Below are 17,859 nucleotides of genomic sequence, written 5' to 3'. Positions count from 1 at the left end.
CCTCCGACGCCGACGCCAAACCGCGTAACCGGCCCGTTTGATCTATTTGCGCTGTTCAAATCCGCGCAAACTCCACCAAATCAGTTGACGACCATGGCCCCGGTGTATCACTCACAGGGCTCAAGCTATTCGAAAAGGATGATCCGATGATCCCGTCCGTTCTGCCGACCTATAATCGCGCGCCCCTGACTTTCGTGAAGGGCGAAGGCGCCTGGCTGACCGAGGCGGATGGCCGACGTTTCCTTGACCTTGGCGCCGGTATCGCCGTGAACGCGCTGGGCCATGCCCATCCGGCGCTGGTGGCCGCGCTCACCGATCAGGCGCATGCGCTGTGGCATGTCTCGAACCTGTACAACATCCCGCAGCAACAGGCGCTGGCCGACAAGCTGGTCGAGCACACCTTCGCCGACACCGTGTTCTTCACCAACTCGGGCACCGAATCCTGCGAACTGGCCGTGAAAATGGCCCGCAAGTATTTCTATGACAAAGGTCAGCCTGAACGGGTCGAGATCATCACCTTCGACGGCTCTTTCCACGGCCGCTCGTCGGCTGGCATCGCCGCTGCCGGGTCCGAGAAAATGACCAAAGGCTTTGGCCCGTTGCTGCCCGGCTTCGTGCATCTGACCTTCGGCGACCTCGACGGCGTCACCAACGCCATCACCGAGAACACGGCGGCGATCCTGATTGAGCCGGTGCAGGGCGAAGGTGGTATTCGCCCGGTCCCGGACGCCGAACTCAAAGCACTGCGCCAGATCTGTGACGACAACGGTCTGCTTCTGATCTTGGACGAGGTTCAATGCGGCGTCGGGCGCACCGGCAAGCTCTTCGCCCATGAATGGGCAGGTATCACCCCCGACATCATGATGGTCGCAAAAGGCATTGGTGGTGGCTTCCCGCTGGGCGCGGTTCTGGCCACGGAAGACGCGGCATCCGGCATGACCGCAGGCACCCACGGCTCGACCTATGGCGGCAATCCACTTGGCTGCGCGGTGGGCTGTGCGGTGATCGATCAGGTCGCTACCCCGGCCTTCCTTGAAGGCGTCAACCGCAAGGCGGGACTCTTGCGCCAGAAACTCGAAGGCCTGATCGCCGACCACCCCGAAGTGTTCGAAGAGGTGCGCGGCAGCGGCCTGATGCTGGGCCTGAAATGCAAGCCCACCAATATCGACGTGGTCAACGCAGGATATGACAATCAGGTCATCACCGTCCCCGCCGCCGACAACGTGATCCGCCTGCTGCCGCCGCTGACCCTGACCGAGGATGATATCGCGCAGGCTCTCATCCGTCTCGACAAGGCTGCCAAGCAAATTGAAAGCGCAATGGCTTCGGCCTGAATTTGCCTGATTGAAAAGTGAAATAAAATGAACCACTTCCTCGACATCCACAAAACCGACGCCACTGCCCTGCGGGGCATGATCGATCAGGCCAGCGCGATGAAGCAGGCCCGTCTGGGCCGCCCCAAAGCGGCCCCGGACGATGATCAGGCCCTCAAAGACCGCATGGTCGCGCTGATCTTCGAAAAACCCTCGACCCGGACCCGCGTGTCCTTTGACGTCGGCGTGCGCCAGATGGGCGGGCAGACCATGGTGCTGTCGGGCAAGGACATGCAGCTGGGCCACGGCGAAACCATCGCCGATACCGCCCGGGTACTGTCGCGCTATGTCGACATGATCATGATCCGGACCTTCGACGAAACCATCCTGACCGAGATGGCCGAATATTCAGACGTGCCGGTCATCAACGGTCTGACCGACCGCACCCATCCCTGCCAGATCATGGCCGACGTGCTGACCTTCGAGGAACATCGCGGCCCCATCGCGGGCAAAAAGGTGGTCTGGACCGGAGACGGCAACAATGTCTGCGCCTCGTTCCTGCACGCCGCCGGTCAGTTTGGCTTTGATCTGACCTTCACCGGCCCTGCGCAATTTGACCCAGAAGAAGAATTCATGGGTTTCGCCCGCCAGAAGGGTTCGAAAATCACGATCGAGCGCGACCCTTACAAAGCGGTCGAGGGCGCCGATCTGGTGGTCGCCGACACCTGGGTTTCGATGCATGACAGCCAATCCGCCAAGGAACGCCGCCACAACATGCTGCGCCCCTATCAGGTAAACACCGACCTCATGTCCCACGCCAAACCCGACGCGCTGTTCATGCACTGCCTGCCCGCGCATCGCGAGGAAGAGGCCACCTCCGAGGTCATGGACGGCCCCAACTCGGTCATCTTCGATGAGGCCGAGAACCGGCTGCACGCGCAAAAGGCAGTGATGCGCTGGTGTCTGGGCGTCTGAGACACACTGAAAATACCGAGAGAGCCAAATGGCTCTCTTGAATCTCGGAGCCTCCCATGCCGCACGTTACCCTTGAATTCTCTGCAGGTCTTGAACAGTCTCATGATTTTCAAGACATCTGCGAACAGCTTTATACCGTTCTCGCCGGGCATGAAGAATTTGACCCGCCAACGCTCAAAATCCGCGCCGCCCCGGTTCCGTTTTCTCGTATCGGGACCGAACCGCAGACCTTCGTCCATGCCACGCTATTGCTGATGCAGGGCCGGGATGAGACGACACGCGCCGAGCTCAATACGATCATTCTGGACTTTCTGGCCAAGACAATGCCCGAGGTCGGCAGCATTACTGTGCGGGATGTTGAAATGACCCGCACAACCTATGCCAAACGTCTATCAGATTGATGCTGATCCGGTAGCGCGCATCGGGCGTCTAACGCTTGATCTGCCAAACCCTCATTTTGGCGAGCGTGGCGGCGCTCGCCAAAACCACCAGCGCGCAGAGCGCGGCTTTGGTCATGACCTCCATCGTGCCTTCGATCAGCAGCGCATGCACGACGCTGCCCAGAATGGTCACCACGGCCAAACAGGCATGACCCAACCGCCAGACCCGGAACCTCAGGTTCAGACGTTGGCGCAATACCCCCATCAAAGCTGCGGCAAACCCCGCCCACATCGCGGCCACGCCCCACACCGAAAACGGCGTCGGAGAGCGAAACAACAGCGCATCCACCACATCCGGCGGGCTGGTGATCCACAAGCCGCCCACATGGAGCACGATGGCGACGACAAGCGCCAGACCGCACCGCCTGTGCCATTGACGGCTGCGCATCGGCGACAGCCCGGGCAACCAGCGCCCGGCCAGCAACGGCTGCATCAGCAGCAGGCACATCCCCAGGATGCCGGCAAACCCGGCGAGGATATAAATCGGCGCGCGCCATGCCAGATAAGGGCTGAACGCCGCCGCGATGACCGGCACCAACAGGGCGGTGCTCAACGCCGCCCAGATCGCAACGCACCTCAGCACCCGTCAGACAGGCTGTAAAACAAAATGCGCGGCAAGGGTCTTGTCACCCGCGCTCGACATCACCGGTCGCAGAAACACCGTCTCGAATTCGCCGCTGTCATAGGCCAGATGCCCATGCGGCTGACCAAAGGCGGGCACGATCTGCGGCATCTCGAGCCGGAAGGCCCCGTTGGCATCGGTCAGGGTCGCGCCATGGCTCTGCGGGTCGCGCTCGTGCCCTTCGGTCGTATGCGCCCAGATCTGGATACGCTGGCCGGGCAGGGGGGCTCCGTCGCCCGCGCGCCGCACGGTGCCGGTCATCCAGAACCCGCCACCGCCGATGCGTTCCACGATCGGCGCATCTGGTCGGTAATTGTTCGACCCGCCCCGCATCGACCGGGTCGGCGCAAGACCTGCGGCCTGCGCAGACATGCTTAGACCGGTCGCGCCGAACGCCGCAAAACAGCCCGCCGTGATCAGCGCGTTGCGACGGGTAAGAAGAACGTGCGACATGGGCGGGTCTCCTTTCGATAACAGCTTGCTGTCTGTCTGATCACCAACCTAGCACGTTTGTCGCAAAAACCGAGCTCGGGCGGCCTGAAGAACAGGTCATTCCATCACCGTCTCGTGAGCGCTGCCGCCGGTTACCCGTTGGCCTGCACCGTGTATGTGCGCTTGTGCGCTATGTTCATCAGGAAATCGCCCTATACTCGACATTATCAAACATACAAATGCCCAAGCGAGATCCACGATGAGCTGGAACCCAACCCACACCCCCGATTGTCAGTCCGAGAACCCCGCGCTGGACACGCTGATCATCCCCCGCGCCCGCGATCTGGGCGGGTTCGAGGTGCGCCGCGCACTGCCCTCCGTCAAACGGCAATTGGTCGGCCCGTTCATCTTCTTCGATCAGATGGGCCCGGCTGAATTCATCACCGAAGGCGGCATCGACGTTCGCCCGCACCCTCATATCGGCCTCGGCACCGTGACTTACCTGTATCAGGGTGAATTCGAGCACCGCGACAGCCTTGGCACCCACCAGATGATCTATCCCGGCGAGGTCAACTGGATGGTCGCAGGCCGCGGCGTCACCCATTCCGAGCGCACCAGCGATGCAACGCGCGGTAAGAAACACAGCCTGTTCGGCATCCAGACCTGGATTGCTCTGCCCGAAGCGCATGAGGACATGGCCCCTGATTTCGAACACCACAAACAGGCCGCGTTGCCCCATATTCAGGACACCGGCGTCAGCGCCCGCCTGATCCTCGGCTCGGCCTATGGCGAAACCAGCCCGGTCACCATGCTGTCCGAGACCTTCTATCTCGACGTCCAACTCGATCCGGGTGCCTCCTTCCCGCTGCCCGACAACCATGAGGACCGGGGGGTTTATGTCACCGAAGGATCAGTCGAAATCGCAGGCGACAGTTTCGACACAGGCCGCATGATGGTGTTCCGCCCCGGCGACCCGCTCTCGGTCAAGGCCGGGCCATTGGGCGCGCGGCTGATGCTGCTGGGCGGCGCCACCCTGAACGAGGATCGCTATATCTGGTGGAATTTCGTTTCATCCTCGAAGGAAAAGATCGAAACCGCCACCCGCGAATGGAAAACCGCCGACTGGGCCAACGGGGCATTCCAGCTGCCGTCCGGAGACGATCAGGACTTCATCGCGATATCAGAAGAACTCGAACGCACCCGCCCAAGACGGGCCCGTGTCTGACTTCACGCCGCATAACGCGACCCTGCAAACCATCCCTGAAACACCAATCGAGGGTTCAGAGGCGAAACGCCCTTGCTTCATCTGGCCATAAATATCCCGGAGCGCGAGGCAGAGCCTCACAAAACCCCAGGGTTCAACCAAACGCCGTCAGTACCCAGAAAATCACCGCCGACATCAGCGCCGCCGCCGGAACGGTAATCACCCAGGCGGCCACGATGGTCATGAAATGCGACCGCCGCACCAGCTTGCGCCGCCGATGCTCTTCCCGCGCCAGCCGCAGTTCGGCCGGACGTTGACGGTTCGAGTATTTCCACCGCCGGTCCGCATGCCATTCGCGATAGAAGCCCACGCCGAACACCGCGCCCACTGCGATATGGGTCGAACTGACGGGCAGTCCCAGCCAGCTTGCCACGATCACGGTGATCGCCGCCGACAGCGCCACGCAGAAGGCGCGCATCGGATTCAGCTTGGTGATCTGGCTGCCGACCATGCGGATCAGCTTGGGCCCGAACAGGAACAGACCGAACGAGATGCCAAAGGCTCCGATCACCATGACCCAAGTCGGGATTGAAACTTTCGAGGCGAAATCACCGAACTCTGCCGCATGTACGATGGCGGCCAGCGGTCCCACCGCGTTGGCCACATCATTGGCCCCATGGGCAAAGCTCAAAAACGTGGCCGAGATCACCAGCGGCAGCCCGAACAGCGTTTTCAATGAACGGGTGCGGTTCTCCAACCCCTCGGATTTGCGCCGCACCCAGGGCACGGTTACGGCCCAGGCCAAACCGCCTGCGGCAAGACCGATCAGCAGCGCCATCTGCAGATCGATCTTGACGATCCGCTTCAGCCCCTTGACTGCAAGATAGGTTGCAAAGGCCCCGGCCATCACCGCGACCAGAATGGGCACCCAGCGGCGTGCCGCCGCGATCTTGTCTTCCTGATACTGGATTTTGGTCTTGATCAGCGCCAGAAACCCGGCCGCGATCACCCCGCCCAGAACCGGCGAGATCACCCAGCTGGCTGCAATCGCACCCATCGTGCCCCAGCTGACCGCGCTCAGCCCCGCTGCGGCGATGCCCGCGCCCATCACGCCGCCCACAACCGAATGCGTGGTCGATACCGGTGCGCCAACCCAGGTGGCCAGATTGACCCACAGCGCCGACGAAATCAGCGCCGCCATCATCGCCCAGATGAACACGTTGCTGTTCTGCACCGACATCGGGTCGATGATCCCCTTGGAGATGGTCGAGACCACATCGCCCCCCGCCAGCAGCGCGCCCGCGCTTTCGGCGATGGCGGCGATCAGGATCGCGCCGCCCATGGTCAGGGCATTTGCGCCCACTGCCGGGCCCATGTTGTTGGCCACGTCATTGGCGCCGATGTTGATCGCCATATAAGCCCCGAACGCGGCTGCCGCGGCAACGATCAGCCCGCCATCGGCTTGTCCGAACAGCACCGCCGCTGCCAACCCCGCCAAGGCGATGAAGGCCAGCGCGATGCCGGGGCCCAGCAATGGACGGGCCACATGGGCATTGGCGTGTTCAACGCGCGAGATACGGTGAAGATCGGTGTCCAGCGCGTGCCAGCGGGTTTCGGGAGTCGGATCAGACATCGGTTTGCAGTGCCTATGTGTTTCAGCACGTGCCGCTACCCCGTTCGTGACAGGTCAGCAACTGGAGTCATGAAGATTTTACAATATTGTTACATTCGGCGCAGCAAATCACGCAATTCGGGTTCCTGCACCCGCTCTGCCGCGACCTCAGGCGTTACCCAGCATCGTTTGCGCTGATCCGCTTCGGGATAGTCCTCGGCCAGTTCACTCACCTGAATGCGATAAACGCTGGTCAGCACCTGCTGCGCCGAACCATCTTTCAGAATCTTGTCATACGAGAACTGGCCAACCGGCTCTTTCCGCACGTCCGAGGCCCGGACACCGGCCTCTTCCCATGCTTCCTGCAGTGCGGTTTCGGCCCCGTCCAGCCCGTCAATGGGCCAGCCCTTGGGAATGATCCAGCGTCCGGTATCGCGGCTGGTGATCAGCAGAACATCCTCACCTGACCCCGCGTTTCGGGTGCACAGTGCCGCAACCTGTACCCGGCTGGGGCGCAGGAACAAGGGTCTGGCGACCTCTTCCCAGATATTACGCAACCATTTCGTCATCTATCGCCTGCTCGGACGTGTTTATTCTTATTTCGAGACCTTAAGTAATTATGTATAGCGCATTTATCAATAACACCGCCGAGATATGCGTGTTCATGACCGAATAGCCGGTTAATGTGATGAATTTGCGGCTATTTCATCGAATTTTCAGAAAAAACTACTCAAATTCCGCAGCAACGAGAGTATTCGTCAGTCCTTGCGCCGTTTCGCCCGCAGGGTCGGGTCGGCCTGTGTCGGGTCCTCGGGCCAGGGGTGTTTGGGATATTGCGCCCGCATGTCCTTGCGCACATCCGCATAGGACCCCGCCCAGAAACCAGGTAGATCACGCGTGATCTGAATGGGGCGCTGCGCCGGGGACAGCAGCGTTATCTTCAACGGCTCGCGCCCCACTACCGGATGCTGCGTCACCCCGAACAGCTCCTGCAACCGGACCGAGATTTCCGGCACCGCGCCGCCATAGTCGATCGGCACCTTGCGGCCTAAAGGCGTCACAAATGATCCCGGCGCACGCTGGTCCAGTTCCTGCGTCTGCGTCCAATCAAGCCGGGCGCGCAGCGCGGGCAGCAGATCGAAACGCTTCCAGTCCTCGGCGCTGCGCACGCCCGACAGCATCGGCAACAGCCACTCCTCCACCCCGTCCAGCAATCCCTGTTCCGAGAAATCGGGCAGGTCGGCCCCGCCTGCGCGCACCAGCTCTACCCGCGCCGCCAATCGGGCCGAGGCGCCCTGCAGCCGTATCCCCAGATCGCGCACCCCGTCCAGCATCGCCTGTGCAATCCTGTCCTCGGGCACGTCCTTCCAGATGCGGTCGTCCAGCGTGATCGCCCCGAACCGCTCCTGCCGCCGGGCCACCACGCGGCGTTCGCGCTTGGACCAGTCACAGCTGTCGACCCATTCGATCTGATCGCCGAACAGATCGCGGATTTCACCCTCAGTGATCTGCGCCGCCATCCGCACCCGTGCCTCGCGCGGGTTCCCATCCGTATCCGTCACCACCAGATAAGGCGCGGCTGCCAGCGTATCGTCGCTCGCCAGCACAACACCCTTGCCGCCCGACAGCACATGGCGCGGCACATCGCCCTTGCGCCGCTGTCCGATCCGGTCGGGATATGCCAGCGCCGCCATTGCTGCCGAGCTCAGGTTGCCTGAGCCCTTGGCCTGCGTCTTCAAACGCTTGGATTCACTTTTGATCCGATCCAAAGCCCCCGGATTGACCTGCCAGACCCGGTTGCGCTGAAACGCCCGCAGATCCCGCATCGCCTCCAGCCGCAGCGACAGATCGACCGGAGCCCCCCGAAGCGGGTCCCGCTCCGCCATCAGCGCCGCCAGCGGCGCGGCGTCCGGCCCGGCCTGCACCAGCATATGCCCCAGACGCGGATGCAGGGGCAGCGCCGCCAGCGCACGTCCATGATCCGTGATCCGTCCGTTGCCATCCAAAGCGCCCAGCATCCGCAGCAAACCCCGCGCCTCGGCCATCGTCCCCTCGGGCGGCGACGTCAGGAACGCCAGATCCCCCGGCTCTGCGCCCCACAGCGCCAGTTCCAGCGCCAGCCCGGTCAGGTCGGTCGCCTCGATCTCGGCAGGCGGGTAGGCGGCCAATGCGCCTTCTTCGCCATTGGCCCACAGGCGATAGCACACCCCTTCGGCCACGCGGCCCGCACGACCCGCGCGCTGGGTGGCCTCGGCCCGCGTCACACGTTCGGTCACCAGCCGCGACATGCCTGAGCCCGGATCGAACCGTGCCCGCCGCGCCTGTCCCATATCCACCACCACGCGGATATCGGGAATGGTCAGCGAGGTTTCGGCAATCGACGTGGCAAGCACCACCTTGCGTCCCCGTTCAACCGGCGCAATGGCTGCGCGCTGGGCGGCAAAGGGCAGGGCGCCGAACAGAGGCCGCAGGGCGCAGGTGTCGGGCAAGCGACGGCTCAGCGCCGCCTCGGCGCGGCGGATTTCACCCTCGCCGGGCAGAAAGACCAGCATCCCGCCTTCTGTTTCCCGTTCAGCCTGCACCACCAGATCGAACAGCGCATCCAGCCGCCGCGCCTGCGCGCCCAAGGGTCGCTCCAGCCAGCGCGTCTCAACCGGATAGCTGCGCCCCTCGGACGTCACCAAGGGCGCATCCATCAGGCGCCCGACCGGTTCGGCGTCCAGCGTGGCAGACATTGCCAGCAGGATCAGGTCATCGCGCAGCGCGCCGGTCACCTCAAGACATAGCGCAAGCCCCAGATCGGCGTTCAGGGAGCGTTCGTGGAATTCATCGAAAATCACCGCGCCGACGCCGGGCAGATCGGGCTCGGACTGCAGCATCCGGGTCAGAATGCCCTCGGTCACCACCTCGATCCGCGTCGCCTTCGACAGTTTCGCCTCACCGCGCACACGGTAGCCCACCGTCCGTCCCACCGGCTCACTCAGCGTTTCGGCCATGCGCTCGGCGGCGGCGCGTGCGGCCAACCGCCGGGGCTCCAGCATCACGATCCGGCCTTCGCACAGCCCCGCCTGCAATATCTCCAGCGGCACCCGCGTGGTCTTGCCCGCGCCCGGCGGCGCCTGCAGCACAGCGCGCCCATGCGCACGCAGGGCGTTCAGAAGGTCAGGAATGGCGTCATCGATGGGCAAGCGGGTCATATCGCCTTATCGCCAAAGCCCCCGCCAAGGTCCAGCACCCCGGGATGCGTCAGAGTTGGGGCTGGACAAACCGGCGCATCGCCCCTCATCTAAGGCAAATTCCAGCCGGGGGCTTACCCATGAACACTGCCGAGCTTGGCGACAGGATCTTGAACGGAGACCGCAGGGCGCTGGCCCGCGCGATCACGCTGGTCGAAAGCGGGCGCGCGGATCATCGCGCGCAGGCCACCGCGCTGCTCGATCAATTGGCCAAGGCCGGACGTCAGTCGCTGCGCATCGGCTTGTCCGGCACGCCCGGCGTGGGCAAATCCACCTTCATCGAAAGCTTTGGCATGATGCTGACGGGGCAGGGGCTGCGCGTTGCGGTGCTGGCGGTCGACCCCAGTTCGGCCCGATCGGGCGGCTCGATCCTGGGCGACAAAACCCGGATGGAGCGTCTGAGCCGCGAGAAAAACGCCTTTATCCGTCCCTCTCCCAGTCAAAGCCACCTTGGCGGGGTCGCCCGCCGCACGCGCGAGGCCATCGCGCTGTGCGAAGCGGCGGCGTTTGATGTGGTGCTGATCGAGACCGTCGGTGTTGGACAGTCGGAAACCGTGGTGGCCGAGATGTCTGACCTGTTCCTGCTGCTGCTTGCGCCTGCGGGCGGGGATGAGTTGCAGGGCGTCAAGCGCGGGATCATGGAGATGGCGGATATCATCCTGATCAACAAGGCCGATGGCGACCTCAAGGCCACGGCCACCCGCACCTGCGCCGATTACGCGGGCGCGCTGCGCCTGCTGCGCAAACGTCCGCAAGACCCCGAAGGGTTTCCCAAGGCCATGACCGTCTCGGCGGTTGAAGAACACGGGCTGGATCAGGCATGGGCCGAGATGCAGGAGCTGACCGCATGGCGGCGCGAGGCCGGGCACTGGACCGGCAACCGCGCCGCACAGGCCCAGTATTGGTTCGAGCAGGAAGTCCGCACCGCCCTGCTGGCCCGCCTGTCGACCGCGCAATCCCGTGCCGAGATGCAGCGCCTCGGGGCCGAGGTCAGCGACGGGCATCTCAGCCCCTCTGCAGCCGCCGAACAGATGCTGAGCACGCTGATGCAGGAACGGGCCTGACCGGTCATCCGACGCGTTTTGTTGGGCGGGCTTTATTCCCAGGATGCGTATGGAATGTGCGTGCCTCGTTTGAAGAGCGACAAACCTCTGTCGCTAGGCCCGGTGATGTAGGCGAAAAGGAAATCCATGCGCAGGTAAAGATTTCGCTGCAGCCGTCTTGACCCTAGTCGCGATTCCCACTACACGCATCCAACCAGTTTTCGGGCGCGACCACGGGTTGCGCCCCTTGTGATTTGGCCGCGGGTCTTGTACCCGGCCTCCAGAAACAAAGGAAGAAACCATGTCGCGCCGTTGCGAACTGACCGGAAAAGGCCCGATGACTGGCAACAATGTCAGCCACGCCAAAAACAGAACTCGTCGTCGTTTTCTGCCCAACCTGAACGACGTCACCCTGCAGTCGGAAACCCTAGGCCGTGGCGTCAAGCTGCGCATCTCGGCGGCTGCCCTGCGCTCGGTTGACCACCGCGGTGGTCTGGACGCGTTCCTGGCCAAAGCCAAGGACGATGAGCTGTCGGCGAACGCTCTGAAAGTGAAGAAAGAAATCGCCAAGGCACAAGCTACGGCCTAAGCGCTTTCTCACGCAAGAATTCAGCCCTGCACCCTGCGGTGCGGGGCTTTTCTTTTTTGCGGTCGATACTAGCGCAAGCGATTGTTCCTGGCATGGCGATAAAATGACCTGTTTCGTGACGTTGTTCACAGAACGCCCGCTGAATATCGCATATGTTTATGCTTATTCATGTTGAGGGGGTCATCATGTCAATTAAAGCAAAGAAATTACTGTTGTTGTTGCCAAGGTCGCTTGCCAAGGCCGTGATCCGCTGCACCCGCATGCAGCGCCGAGTGAATCGTCTGCATACGGGGATGAATGCCGAGGCGATCAGGTCGCCGAAAGGCTAAGCCGGGCCATACTGTCTCAGCCATTGCTTTCCGCTTGAAGCGGGTTCAGCGCGAGGCGTATATATCAGGCTGACATGACAGGCTTTTTTCGCACATTTCTGCCTTATGCCTTGTCCCTGCTGGTGATCTTCACCGGACAGGGGCTGGCTGCGTCGCGCGGCATGGATCGCGCGGTGGGGCAGATGGTGCTGTGCACCGGGTCTGGGCCTGTCGTCGTCTATATGGATGACGAGGGTCAGCCGACCCGCGCACCGCATTACTGCCCGGACTATGCGCTGAACCTACTGGGCGCGATCCACGAGGCCTCGGTTGCCATACCTCCGGCCCCGACGCGGGTGCTGCCGACACCATCTCCGCTGTCGCAGAACCTGATTGCCGCGCCGCTGCCGCGACACCCGGCCCGCGCGCCGCCGGTCTCTGCCTGATTCCAGTTTCCAAACTCTATCAGACAGTTACCAAGGAGAGGCACAATGACCCTCAAATCCACCCTGCTTGCCACCCTGACCACTCTGGCCTTTGCCACCGGCGCCATGGCAGCCGACCTGATTGTGGTTGACGATTCCTATGCCCGGTCGTCGGGTAAAACCGCGAAGGCGGGCGCTGCCTTCATGATGATCCAGAATCAGAGCGACGCAGACGACCGCTTGATCGGGGTGGAATCGGATGTGGCTGCCCGTGTGGAACTGCACACCCACAAGGTTGACGAAAACGGCGTCGCCAAGATGGTGCATGTCAAGGAAGGCTTTGCCATTCCGGCGGGCGAGACCCACATGCTGAAACGCGGCGGCGATCACGTCATGTTCATGGGCCTGAAAGCGCCTTTCGAACAGGGCGGAACCGTTCCCGTCACTCTGATCTTCGAAAATGCCGGAGAGGTCGCGGTCGAGATTCCGGTCGATCTGGAGCGTCAGGACAAAGGCGCCCACTCGAACTAACACCTGTCTTCAGGCTGTTCTACAGCCATCATCCATGTGTCAGGCCGGGCATTGCCCGGCCTGTTGCGTCAGCGGTTGACGGTTTTCATTCCCAACCGGTCGCCGGCCTTTTTGAACCGTGCGGCCAGAAAGAACATCACCACCGCCGAGGCCAGCGCGAAGAAGGCAATTGCCCAGCCCAGCGCCACCATGCCGCTGCCGGGCCAGAAGATCAGCACCATCCCGATGATCAGCGCAAAGATGCCCGAATTGCGCACCGTCGCCCGCTCGGGGTCTTGTGGGTGCATCTGCGGCAGCGCCATCAGCGCGCCGATGGCCACGAACAGCGCCATCGCCCCCATCAGCGTAAAGGCCAGCCACGCCACCCCCTGCGGCCAGATCAGCAGCACCAGCCCGATCAGCGCGGCACCGATGCCAACGCCGCCGACCAGCCCGCGCCGTCCGAATCCCAGCCAGGTCAGCGCGCCATCCAGAATCAGCAACGCCCCCACCAGCCGCAGCAGCAATGAGATGCTGCCGGTCGGCCAGAAAAGCGCCGCAATCCCGATCAGACCGGCCAGAATACCGCGCAGCAGAAAGGTCCACCACAGGTTGGCCAGATTGGAACTCAGCGTATCGCGGGCGTCGATGCTGCTGTCGTCCAGGATTTCTCCGTCTTTTGGCGGTAGATCGGTCATGTCACTCACTCGGCTTTCGTTTTCGGCACCATAGACGCGAACGCGCGCTGCTGTCTGCCCTTATTACGTGCCCAGCAACCCGTCGACCCAGCGCGGTACCACCTCGGATGCAGGCCCCAGATGGACCTCATCAAAAATCCCGGCGGATGGCTCAAGGTTCAACTCGACCGTTCGCGCGCCCACGGCCCGCGCCTCCTGCACAAAGCCTGCCGCCGGATAGACCTGCCCCGAGGTGCCGATCGAGGCGAACAGAGTGGCCTCGGTCAGATGGTGGTAAATCTCATCCATGAAATAGGGCATCTCGCCGAACCAGACCACGTCGGGCCGGGCCGAGGGCTGGTGACAGGACGGGCAGGTTTCGCCGACCTCCATTTCGGGCGGCGAAACCCAGCGATGCCCGCACGCCGCGCACAAAGCCCCGGCCAAGGTGCCATGCATATGGATCACGCGCGCGGCCCCTCCGGCTTCGTGCAGGCTGTCGACATTCTGAGTGACGAGGATCACCTCTTCGGGACAGCCGCCTTGCAGCCGGGCCAGCGCCCGATGCGCCGCATTAGGCTGCACCTTGGCGGCCTGCACCCGGCGGGCGTTATAGAACTGATGCACCAGCGCCGGATTGCGGGCAAAGCCTTCGGGTGTGGCCACATCCTCGATCCGGTGCTGCGCCCACAGGCCGCCTTCGTCGCGGAAGGTGCCCAGCCCGCTTTCGGCGGAAATCCCGGCCCCGGTCAGAATGACGATCTTTTCCATACCCGCCCCACGCGCTAAACCATTCTTATGACACAGCGTATCCTATTCGTCTGCCTGGGCAATATCTGCCGGTCCCCCGCCGCCGAGGGCGTCTTTCGCGCCCGCGCCCCGCAGCACCGCACCGACAGCGCCGGAACCTCGGGCTGGCATATCGGCGATCCGCCTTACGGCCCCATGCAAAAGGCCGCCCGTGCCCGCGATATCGACCTCAGCGACCTGCGCGCCCGGCAATTCGTGGCCGAGGATTTCCACCGCTTCGATCTGATCATCGGCATGGACGCGGACAATATCGCCAATATCGAATCCCTGCGCCCCGACGGCAACGCCACCCCGGTCCGCCTGTTGACCGATTTTGCGCTCGACAGCGGCGCAGACCACGTGCCCGACCCCTATTACACGCGCGATTTCGATGGTGCGCTGGATCTGATCGAGGTGGCGGTGAAGGGGCTTGAGACACATTTGCAGTCTTGGCGCTAGAAACTCGGGCAGGCTTGGATTGTCCAGGTTCTGTAAACACAGCGTTGCGTGAAATTTCATGTTATTTTGCGTAATCCGCGAATTCAGACATCAATTCGCCACAATATTTCTAAAAATTGAATATGTAATGAGTAAGCAACGTCGTGTGTCTGGCGTTGGATAAGTAAACGGGTGTTGTGTCGTGAGTATTGAGTTTTTTGTGCCTACCAGTTTGGTGGCAAGTGCGTCGTACCAGCAGGGTCTGGACCGAGGGCACACCGGATTGAGTTCAGCTCTGAATCTCGTGCTGAAAAGTCTACCTTCCGATGTTCTGAAGCAACTGTCGCAAGAACTGGACGCTTGCGAACAAGCCGACGCTCCATCGTTGTTGGCCGAGAAAATATTCCAACGTGCAATCTGTGTCTATCAGGCCGGACAGCTTTTAGAGGCACGGCAGGACGCTGACGCATCGCAAGCCGGGTCGGAAATGGCCGACACATTTGCAACGTGCGCGTCAGACAATCTTACAAGACTGGTGAGTTGACCGGTTTGGCCCATCTGCACGCGCGCGTGCAGAGACTCGGTGTCCAGGTTTATAGGTATGAATGGGGTAACGATCATGAAAAATCTTCTTGTTTTGGCACTGACGGCTGTACCTGGAATGTGCTTTTCGATGACGGAAGATCAGGCTCTTGAAAACTGGAAAACAGCTTGCACCGAAGCTGGCGGCGCACACTCGGTAGACTTTGTTCGCGCGGTCGATGAGGAAAGAACGCCGCATGTGATTTACGTTTGCGAGCATGAAGGCGGGGCTCAGGTCAGGGTCGTCCCTGCAGTGCCTTTGCTGACAGCGTCGAACGACTAGATCACTCCGCCCGTTGGATTGTGGTGCGCAGTAAGCGTCTGTGCGGGCAATCAGGGTCCACATCAATACTGACCTTGCCTGCATTGCTTCAGCAGAAGTTTTGGATCGCACCGCTGGCCGAGGAACGGTCATGTTTGAAGGTCCATCCGAATTGCCCGATGTGCTGACGATTGGGATTGTCGAATACCGCAGATGCTCGCGCTAGCTCATCACCTTCAACTGCCCGCTTAGCCAGGGCAGCTGCGCAATCGCCGGGTCGATGATCTGGCTCTGCATCAGTCGCCGGATCATATCCGCCACCTCCTGCGGCACCTGATCCGACCAGTCGGCGCGGGTAAACAGCGAGATCGTGCGGGCAAACTCGCCGAACGGGGCTGGGTGCGCCTCAAGCCCGTCATGGAACCGGGCGGCGCGCATATAGCCCAGCGGCGTGGTGATCGCCCAGCCGAGGCCCCGCGCCACCATCGCCATCAGCGCGAGGTGCGAGCCGATCTCGAACCGTTCCTCGAACTCCAGCTGCTGCCGGGCCAGATGACTTTCGATCTGACGGCTGATCAGCTGCTCGCGGGCATAGCGCAGAAAGGGCAGATCCTGCATCGGCTGCTCGGCCCCTTTGGGCGCGACCAGGATGAAGGGATCTTGCACCAGCGGGTATTCGACCACGCCTTCCAGAACCTCGCCGGAATGGGCCGATACCACCAGATGCAGACGCTGGGCCTCCAGTTCCTCGAACAGGTCCAGACTGGGCAGGGTGGTCAGCTTGAATTTCGACCGGGTCAGGCTGTCCGCCAGCAGGGTGGCCAGCCGCGGCGTCAGATCATTGTCGAAATCGTCGATCAACCCGATGGACAGCGTGGTCAGATGCCCCAGATCCATCACCGCCAGTTCGCTCTGTGCGACCTGCAATTCGGCCAAAACCGCCTGCGCGCGCGTCAGAAAGCTGCGCCCCGCCTGCGTCAGCCGCATCGGTCGCCGCCCATGATCCACCAGATCGGTGCCCAAAGCCTTTTCCAGATTGCGCAACTGCTGAGACACCGACGGCTGGCTGAGCCCCGTGATCTCGGCCGCCTGCGCCACCGATCCGGTTCGCGCCAGTGCCTCGAACACCTCAAGGCCCCGCAGGGTCAGCCCTTTCATCACCATAGCACTACCTTTCGCTGCGCCATTTCTGGGGCGCAGCGTGCATCAGGTCAAGGATTGCCTCGGACTTAGCTGCAGATCGCCTGCGCCATCTGGCCAAAGTTCTGATACCGGTCCCACAGCGCATCATCGCGCGCGGTCTGCGACATCTTCAACTCCTGCGCCTGATGGGGGTTGGTGAACCACTTGGCGACGGTTTTCTGATCACTGCGCGTCAGCGCCTGATCAGCCACCCGCTGAATGCACCCACACCGCGCCCGCGTCGCCGCCTCACGATCCGACGCCAGACACGCCCGTTTGATCTGCGCCGCGTCCGCAGTCGGAGCAACCGCCGTCAGCGATGCCGCACAAAATGCGATGAGAAGGAACTGTTTCATGCTCGAGCCTCGTTTTTGCCTGCCCGGAGGGATCTGAAGCCCCTCTCGATCTGCGGCGGAGTATGAATCAAACGGGGGAAGGGATCAATCATACGTTGCGAAAAAGTGATTGCGCACGGCTGGCATGTCGCGTTTTCTGGCGTGACCTTAGTGTAGAAAGTTCTGTTAGACCGAGATGCTTAAGAAATACGGGCGCACTTTTCACCTGCCTCAGTCTCCCGGTGCCACCAGTGATGACAAGATTATGTCCCGTGTCGATGAACTCGCATCGGCGGACGAGGTGGTTTTCACCGAAAAGATGGACGGTGAGAACACGACTATTCACAGCCAAGGCTGTCATCCTCGCAGTATCGACGCAAGATACCACCCGTCGCGAGACTGGATGAAGGCGTTTGCTGCCGGTATCGCACCTCAACTTGCTCAGGATGAACGTATTGTCGGCGAATACTTGTTCGCGCGTCACTCCATCGCGTATTCGGCGTTGCCGACCTATTTTCTGGGTTTTGCTTGGGTCAAAGGGGACGTGGTCCAATCTTGGAATGCAACGCTTTCTCGTTTTGCCGAGCTTGGGATCACGCCTGTTCCTGAACTGTATCGCGGGCGCTTCACCACTCAGATCCTGACGGATGTGATTGCAGACCTGAATCTCGACACACAAGAGGGGTTTGTCGTCCGAACAACAGCAGCATTCAAGGAAGAAGACATGCCCACTCATCTCGCGAAATACGTGCGTGAGGGTCATGTGCAAAGTGAGATACATTGGATGAACGCGCAACTGGTCAAAAACGGGCTGGTCTGACCGGGCTGCGGCGTCGCAAATAGCGGGTTTCGCAGCGCGTCTTGCCACCTTGACCACAGCCCATT

The 17,859-nt window shown here is 61.9% G+C and carries 22 protein-coding genes; 13 read left to right on the top strand and 9 right to left on the bottom strand.

The window, feature by feature from the left end; all coding sequences use genetic code 11:
* The first annotated feature begins 146 nt into the window (after nucleotides 1-146).
* From ACR3E4_RS02245 to ACR3E4_RS02235, 3 genes are read left to right on the top strand one after another with little or no spacing between them, the layout of a single operon-like run.
* Nucleotides 147-1,334, top strand: a complete 1,188-nt coding sequence (locus ACR3E4_RS02245; protein ID WP_480535885.1) for an acetylornithine transaminase — start codon at nucleotides 147-149, stop codon at nucleotides 1,332-1,334.
* 27 nt (nucleotides 1,335-1,361) lie between these two features.
* Nucleotides 1,362-2,288, top strand: coding sequence for an ornithine carbamoyltransferase (gene argF / locus ACR3E4_RS02240; protein ID WP_480535886.1), 927 nt, complete (start codon nucleotides 1,362-1,364; stop codon nucleotides 2,286-2,288).
* 56 nt (nucleotides 2,289-2,344) lie between these two features.
* Nucleotides 2,345-2,689: a 5-carboxymethyl-2-hydroxymuconate Delta-isomerase gene (locus ACR3E4_RS02235; protein ID WP_480535887.1), complete on the top strand. Its 345-nt coding sequence runs from the start codon at nucleotides 2,345-2,347 to the stop codon at nucleotides 2,687-2,689.
* Nucleotides 2,690-2,717: 28 nt separating this feature from the next.
* On the opposite strand, the gene ACR3E4_RS02230 is transcribed toward ACR3E4_RS02235, so the two are convergent.
* Nucleotides 2,718-3,281, bottom strand: coding sequence for a ferric reductase-like transmembrane domain-containing protein (locus ACR3E4_RS02230; RefSeq protein ID WP_480535888.1), 564 nt, complete (start codon nucleotides 3,279-3,281; stop codon nucleotides 2,718-2,720).
* A gap of 33 nt (nucleotides 3,282-3,314) precedes the next feature.
* Nucleotides 3,315-3,803, bottom strand: coding sequence for a twin-arginine translocation pathway signal (locus ACR3E4_RS02225; RefSeq protein WP_480535890.1), 489 nt, complete (start codon nucleotides 3,801-3,803; stop codon nucleotides 3,315-3,317).
* Between the two features lie 238 nt (nucleotides 3,804-4,041).
* Between ACR3E4_RS02225 and ACR3E4_RS02220 the strand changes: the two genes are divergently transcribed.
* On the top strand, nucleotides 4,042-5,007 hold the full coding sequence (locus ACR3E4_RS02220; RefSeq protein ID WP_480535892.1) for a pirin family protein: 966 nt from the start codon (nucleotides 4,042-4,044) through the stop codon (nucleotides 5,005-5,007).
* A gap of 133 nt (nucleotides 5,008-5,140) precedes the next feature.
* On the opposite strand, the gene ACR3E4_RS02215 is transcribed toward ACR3E4_RS02220, so the two are convergent.
* The 3 genes from ACR3E4_RS02215 to hrpB all read right to left on the bottom strand — a co-directional run bounded on the left by ACR3E4_RS02215 (nucleotide 5,141) and on the right by hrpB (nucleotide 9,795).
* Complete coding sequence (locus ACR3E4_RS02215) at nucleotides 5,141-6,619, bottom strand: inorganic phosphate transporter (RefSeq protein ID WP_480535893.1); 1,479 nt, start codon at nucleotides 6,617-6,619, stop codon at nucleotides 5,141-5,143.
* Nucleotides 6,620-6,708: 89 nt separating this feature from the next.
* The gene (locus ACR3E4_RS02210; RefSeq protein ID WP_480535895.1) at nucleotides 6,709-7,167 is read right to left on the bottom strand and encodes an NUDIX hydrolase; all 459 of its coding nucleotides are present in this window, start codon (nucleotides 7,165-7,167) and stop codon (nucleotides 6,709-6,711) included.
* A 189-nt stretch (nucleotides 7,168-7,356) separates the two neighbouring features.
* Nucleotides 7,357-9,795, bottom strand: a complete 2,439-nt coding sequence (gene hrpB, locus ACR3E4_RS02205) for an ATP-dependent helicase HrpB (RefSeq protein WP_480535896.1) — start codon at nucleotides 9,793-9,795, stop codon at nucleotides 7,357-7,359.
* A 119-nt stretch (nucleotides 9,796-9,914) separates the two neighbouring features.
* Here hrpB and meaB point away from each other — a divergent pair, with 119 nt between their 5' ends.
* From meaB to ACR3E4_RS02180, 5 genes are all read left to right on the top strand, one after another.
* On the top strand, nucleotides 9,915-10,898 hold the full coding sequence (gene meaB / locus ACR3E4_RS02200; protein ID WP_480535898.1) for a methylmalonyl Co-A mutase-associated GTPase MeaB: 984 nt from the start codon (nucleotides 9,915-9,917) through the stop codon (nucleotides 10,896-10,898).
* Between the two features lie 280 nt (nucleotides 10,899-11,178).
* Entirely contained in the window at nucleotides 11,179-11,466 is a 288-nt protein-coding gene (gene rpmB / locus ACR3E4_RS02195; protein WP_170362546.1) for a 50S ribosomal protein L28, read from the top strand.
* A 185-nt stretch (nucleotides 11,467-11,651) separates the two neighbouring features.
* Nucleotides 11,652-11,795, top strand: coding sequence for a hypothetical protein (locus ACR3E4_RS02190; RefSeq protein ID WP_480535899.1), 144 nt, complete (start codon nucleotides 11,652-11,654; stop codon nucleotides 11,793-11,795).
* Nucleotides 11,796-11,869: 74 nt separating this feature from the next.
* Nucleotides 11,870-12,220: a hypothetical protein gene (locus tag ACR3E4_RS02185; protein WP_480535900.1), complete on the top strand. Its 351-nt coding sequence runs from the start codon at nucleotides 11,870-11,872 to the stop codon at nucleotides 12,218-12,220.
* A gap of 45 nt (nucleotides 12,221-12,265) precedes the next feature.
* The gene (locus ACR3E4_RS02180; protein WP_480535902.1) at nucleotides 12,266-12,730 is read left to right on the top strand and encodes a copper chaperone PCu(A)C; all 465 of its coding nucleotides are present in this window, start codon (nucleotides 12,266-12,268) and stop codon (nucleotides 12,728-12,730) included.
* A 68-nt stretch (nucleotides 12,731-12,798) separates the two neighbouring features.
* Here ACR3E4_RS02180 and ACR3E4_RS02175 read toward each other — a convergent pair whose 3' ends face one another.
* Nucleotides 12,799-13,407 carry an HdeD family acid-resistance protein gene (locus ACR3E4_RS02175; protein ID WP_480535905.1) on the bottom strand — a complete coding sequence of 203 codons (609 nt, stop codon included), beginning with the start codon at nucleotides 13,405-13,407 and terminating at the stop codon, nucleotides 12,799-12,801.
* 63 nt (nucleotides 13,408-13,470) lie between these two features.
* Entirely contained in the window at nucleotides 13,471-14,157 is a 687-nt protein-coding gene (locus ACR3E4_RS02170; RefSeq protein WP_480535907.1) for an NAD-dependent deacylase, read from the bottom strand.
* 27 nt (nucleotides 14,158-14,184) lie between these two features.
* Here ACR3E4_RS02170 and ACR3E4_RS02165 point away from each other — a divergent pair, with 27 nt between their 5' ends.
* The 3 genes from ACR3E4_RS02165 to ACR3E4_RS02155 all read left to right on the top strand — a co-directional run bounded on the left by ACR3E4_RS02165 (nucleotide 14,185) and on the right by ACR3E4_RS02155 (nucleotide 15,478).
* Nucleotides 14,185-14,634: a low molecular weight protein-tyrosine-phosphatase gene (locus ACR3E4_RS02165; RefSeq protein ID WP_480535908.1), complete on the top strand. Its 450-nt coding sequence runs from the start codon at nucleotides 14,185-14,187 to the stop codon at nucleotides 14,632-14,634.
* Nucleotides 14,635-14,815: 181 nt separating this feature from the next.
* Complete coding sequence (locus ACR3E4_RS02160) at nucleotides 14,816-15,157, top strand: hypothetical protein (protein ID WP_480535909.1); 342 nt, start codon at nucleotides 14,816-14,818, stop codon at nucleotides 15,155-15,157.
* A gap of 75 nt (nucleotides 15,158-15,232) precedes the next feature.
* Nucleotides 15,233-15,478, top strand: a complete 246-nt coding sequence (locus ACR3E4_RS02155) for a hypothetical protein (RefSeq protein WP_480535910.1) — start codon at nucleotides 15,233-15,235, stop codon at nucleotides 15,476-15,478.
* Nucleotides 15,479-15,679: 201 nt separating this feature from the next.
* Here the strand turns inward: ACR3E4_RS02155 and ACR3E4_RS02150 are convergent, their stop codons facing one another.
* Nucleotides 15,680-16,621, bottom strand: coding sequence for a LysR family transcriptional regulator (locus ACR3E4_RS02150; protein WP_480535912.1), 942 nt, complete (start codon nucleotides 16,619-16,621; stop codon nucleotides 15,680-15,682).
* A gap of 65 nt (nucleotides 16,622-16,686) precedes the next feature.
* A complete protein-coding gene (locus ACR3E4_RS02145) occupies nucleotides 16,687-16,995 on the bottom strand; it encodes a hypothetical protein (RefSeq protein ID WP_480535913.1) in 309 nt (102 codons plus the stop codon).
* A 244-nt stretch (nucleotides 16,996-17,239) separates the two neighbouring features.
* On the opposite strand from ACR3E4_RS02145, the gene ACR3E4_RS02140 reads away from it, so the two are divergent.
* Nucleotides 17,240-17,794 carry an RNA ligase family protein gene (locus tag ACR3E4_RS02140; RefSeq protein WP_480535914.1) on the top strand — a complete coding sequence of 185 codons (555 nt, stop codon included), beginning with the start codon at nucleotides 17,240-17,242 and terminating at the stop codon, nucleotides 17,792-17,794.
* Nucleotides 17,795-17,859 lie beyond the last annotated feature (65 nt).

Source organism: Ruegeria sp. AP11, assembly GCF_056535865.1.
Note: the sequence above shows the minus strand (reverse complement) of the source record. Positions and strands in the feature narration are given on the sequence as shown.